Below are 4,199 nucleotides of genomic sequence, written 5' to 3' on the forward strand. Positions count from 1 at the left end.
ATCAAGAAGTAGAAGAACGCGGGTGCTATTAATAAGTAAAGCTCCCAGTTCTGAGTGATTTGTTTCCATTTCGTACTCTTTTTCTTCTGACCCACGTTAGCCGAAAGGGCAGTTGCTCCATTCTGTTGCATCGTGTTCATTCCCTCCTTCCAAAATTGTACCTAATGATGTGCACGCTATTCTCTCTCCGAAAATGTATCTTATCTCTTCAATCACCAACTGGCCTCATTCCTGACGGCGGTGTGATTGCTAGCGCTTACATATCAAATTGTAGATTGAAATGCACAATGCGTAAATATGTCGAATAGCGCTGACAATTTCCCAATGAAAACCCTTTAATAGCAAGGCTTTCAGCGATTCAAAGTCTAAATTGATAATTGGTGAACAACGTCGAAATGTGTCATTTATAACGCTAAGGGGGCTAATTTGACCTATTTACCACGATCAAAAACAGTGTAATTGTCAACTAAAAAGTGACAATTACACTGTTTATAAAAGGGCCATTTTACATTTTCATCCCCTATCAACAAAAAAAGATTCCTGAGATGACCGCAGTCATACTCAGGAACCTTTCTCCTATAGGAATACTCATTCTACCTTTATTAGTTTTGCTTCCATTGATCGTATGCCGTTTGGTAAATCTCAACCATTTTCTCTGCACCCATCTTCTTCGCGGTTTCCAAATATTTTTCGAAGTTTGCAAGCGGTTCTTGTCCTGTAATGAACTTCGCTTCCATTTGCTCTACATACGTGTTCAAGTCAGAACGTGTAGCAGATACCGTTTGTTGATCGCCTTCAGACAAGTATACGCTTGGGAATGGTACTCGTGCGAAAGGAAGAAGCTTTTCTTTGTTCTCTTCATCAATCCACTTGTCAAAGTCGCTGATAAAGCCGTTCTTCACTTCATTGTTCGCAATGCCAGGAACAACGATACCATAGTCTGGCGTCAAGGATCCACGATATTCTTCGCGGTCTTTGCCATCCGGCACTTCGTTCCACTTCTTCTCATGCGTATCTTTGTTTACATAATCCCACATCATGCCTTCTGGACCATAGCTGAGAAGCTCTGCTCCTTCTGTGGAATACAAGTAGTCAATCCAACGGATTGTTGCTTCTGGATGCTTATTCGCATTTGTAATCGCAAATGCGCCCTTAGCCAAGCCTGGATGCTTCGCCACTACAGGCGTTCCTTCGATGCTGCTGGATACAGGCTGGTACATTGGATCTTCGGTGCTAGGCTCTGTTCCGTTCGTCATGAAGTAAGCATAGTAGGATTGGAACAGACCCACTTGGTTGTTTTTACCCTTGGAACCCTTTTGCTCATCCGTTTGAGAGAATGTCTCATGGTCAAGAAGCTCTTCGTTCCACAACTTATTCATGAATGTCAAATAATCTTTGTAAGCTGATTCAGTGTAAGCATAGTGAACCTTACCGTCTTTATCTGCATAAATATCCTCGTAGCCAAGACCGAAGGAGCCCATCAGCCACATGCGGATACCATCATTCAATTTTACAGAAGTCAAAGGAATCTCGTCGGCTTGACCGTTTCCGTTCGGATCTTCTGTCTTCACGCGCTTCAAGTAAGTGTACAACTCGTCGATGTTTTGAGGCACTTTGTCATAACCGAGCGCTTTTAGGAACTTACCGTTATACCACATCGGTCCCATGTACCATACAGCATTCAAGTCAACCTTAGGAAGCGTATAGATGTGACCGTCTGGGGTTGTAATCGATTTGCGAACATCTGGGTTCTCGTCCAAAATCTTTTTAATATTCGGCGCATATTGATCAATCAGATCTTCGAGTGGAATCAATACCCCTTGGCCGCCGTAGTTCACTTCATCCGCGGATTTGAATTGATAGCCAAAGAAGATATCCGGAACGTCGCCGCTCGCCAGTACGAGGTTACGCTTGGTTTCATAGCTGTCGTTTGGCGCATTTTTGAATTCAAGCTTAATGCCTGTCTTTTCTTCCATGGTCTTAAAGAACGGCATATCCGCCCATTTCGCAATACCTACATCTGGTCCCATCATCGATAATGTGACCGATTCATTTACAATCGGGAAGCCATCTTTATTGATGTTCGCTTCAGCTTGTGTGCCTGTTCCATTGGAGCTTGCGCTGTCGTCCGCTTTACCGCCGCATGCTGCAAGCAGGGAAGCGCAAAGCGTAATAGAAAGGATAATGCCAAGTAGTTTTTTCCCTTTTACCATAAGGATAACCTCCGCAATGAAATATGTTGACCTTGTTGTTAGCTACCCCTGTTCAAATTCTACATATCGATAGACAAGGGAGAAGAAAACCTGTTGAATCTCTCTCTTCTCCCTGCCTTCGTCATTATAAGATGAATGCTGAGATGACTATCGGTCAAACCTGTTTAATGCTTAGTTGTTTTTCCATTGATCGTAAGCAGCTTGGTACATATCCACCATCTTTTGAGCGCCCATTTTGTTCGCTGTTTCGATGTATTTGTCATAATTGCTAAGCGGCTCTTGACCTGTAATGAATTTAGCTTCCATTTGCTCTACATAAGTTTTCAAGTCAGAACGGATCGATGTAACTTGAGATTGTTCGTCTTGAGACAAGTAGATGCTAGGGAATGGTACTCTTGCAATTGGTGTAATCTTCTTCGCTGTTTCTTCGTCCAACCACTTGGAGAAGTCATCTTTAAAGCCATTAGACGTTTGCTCGTTTGCAATTTGCGGCAAGTTGATGCCGTATGCAGGTGTAATCGTTGCACGATATTCTTCACGATCCTTGCCATCTGGAGCATCAAGACGTTTCTTCTCAAACGTATCTTTGTTTACATATTCGAACAGAAGCCCTTCAGGTCCATTCACCAAGAAGTCAGAACCTTCAGTGGAGTAGAAGTAGTCTACCCATCTCATAGTTGCTTCAGGATGCTTGTTCGAAGAAGAGATTGCGAACGGTCCCTTCGCCAAGCCTGGATGCTTCGCAGCAACTGGAGAACCTTCTACATTGCTCTTAACAGGCTGGTACATTACGTCTTCCGTATTTGGCTCGCCGCCTAATGTAAAGTAAGCATGGTAGTCTTGGAAGAGCGCAACTTGATTGTTATTCCCTTTTGCTTTCTTTTGCTCATTGGTTTGAGAGAATGTCTCGTGGTCGAGCAATTCTTCATTCCACAGCTTGTTCATGAATGTCAGATAGTCTTTGTAGCCGTCTGCTGTGAACGCATAGGACACCTTGCCGTTCGCATCGGCATAAATATCTTCATAGCCGATACCGAAGGAGCCCATCAGCCACATGCGGATTCCATCATTAAGTTTAACAGATGTAAGAGGAATCTCGTCTGCTTTGCCGTTTCCGTTTGGATCCTCTGTTTTCACTCGCTTCAAGAATGTGTACAATTCATCAGTGGTTTGAGGCACTTGATCATAGCCAAGCTTCTTCAGGAATTCACCGTTATACCACATCGGCCCCATATACCATACTGCTGCCAAGTCGATGAATGGCAAGGAATAAATGTGACCGTCTGGGGTTGTGATCGATTTGCGAACGTCTGGATTCTCATCCAAAATCTTTTTCAAATTCGGTGCATATCCGCCATCAATGTAGCCTTCAAGCGGAATAAGAACGCCCTGTCCGCCGTAGTTTACTTCGTCAGCAGCTTTGAACTGTCCACCGAAGAATACGTCTGGATAGTCGCCGCTTGCAAGTACAAGCTGACGCTTCGTTTCAAAGTTTTCATTCGGAGCATTTTGGAATTGAAACTTAATGCCTGTTTTCTTCTCCATTTCCTTAAAGAACAGCATGTCGGACCATTTTGCCATACCCATATCCGGTCCCATCATGGTTAGCGTAACGGGCTCATTTACAATCGGAAAGCCTTCTTTGTTCACTTCAGCGGCAGATGCACTGCTGCCAGAGCTGCTGCCTTCATCAGACTTGCCTCCACAGGCTGCAAGCAATGATGCACAGAGTGTTAACGATAGGATAAGTGCCAATACCTTTTTACCTTTTCCCATGAACAGATCCTCCCTTTAGTTTAGAAATCATGACCCTTACTAGAACATGCAATGTATAATATCCGAGGCTTAAGCCTGGGTTATTATCCTTTTACGGAACCGATCATTACCCCTTGAACGAAGTAACGCTGCAAGAATGGGTAGACCGCGATAACCGGCAAGGTTGATACGATGATGACACCGTATTTGAGCAAGGAAGCGACTTCAGCT

Annotated in this window: 2 protein-coding genes and 1 pseudogene; all 3 read right to left on the minus strand. The window is 43.9% G+C overall.

The window, feature by feature from the left end:
* Window positions 1-602 precede the first annotated feature (602 nt).
* The gene (locus I2H74_RS24345; RefSeq protein ID WP_195576907.1) at window positions 603-2,213 is read right to left on the minus strand and encodes an extracellular solute-binding protein; all 1,611 of its coding nucleotides are present in this window, start codon (window positions 2,211-2,213) and stop codon (window positions 603-605) included.
* A 171-nt stretch (window positions 2,214-2,384) separates the two neighbouring features.
* Window positions 2,385-3,989 carry an extracellular solute-binding protein gene (locus tag I2H74_RS24350; RefSeq protein WP_195576908.1) on the minus strand — a complete coding sequence of 535 codons (1,605 nt, stop codon included), beginning with the start codon at window positions 3,987-3,989 and terminating at the stop codon, window positions 2,385-2,387.
* 83 nt (window positions 3,990-4,072) lie between these two features.
* Window positions 4,073-4,199: pseudogene (locus tag I2H74_RS24355) on the minus strand (carbohydrate ABC transporter permease); the annotation flags it as partial.

Origin of the sequence: Paenibacillus sp. 1001270B_150601_E10 (genome assembly GCF_015558675.1) — a bacterium.
In the GTDB taxonomy this organism is placed as follows: domain Bacteria; phylum Bacillota; class Bacilli; order Paenibacillales; family Paenibacillaceae; genus Paenibacillus_B.

Excerpts from the sequence above, each read along its gene's own strand:
- I2H74_RS24345 (WP_195576907.1), bottom strand. The coding sequence starts at position 2,213 with ATGGTAAAAGGGAAAAAACTACTTGGCATTATCCTTTCTATTACGCTT.
- I2H74_RS24350 (WP_195576908.1), bottom strand. The coding sequence starts at position 3,989 with ATGGGAAAAGGTAAAAAGGTATTGGCACTTATCCTATCGTTAACACTC.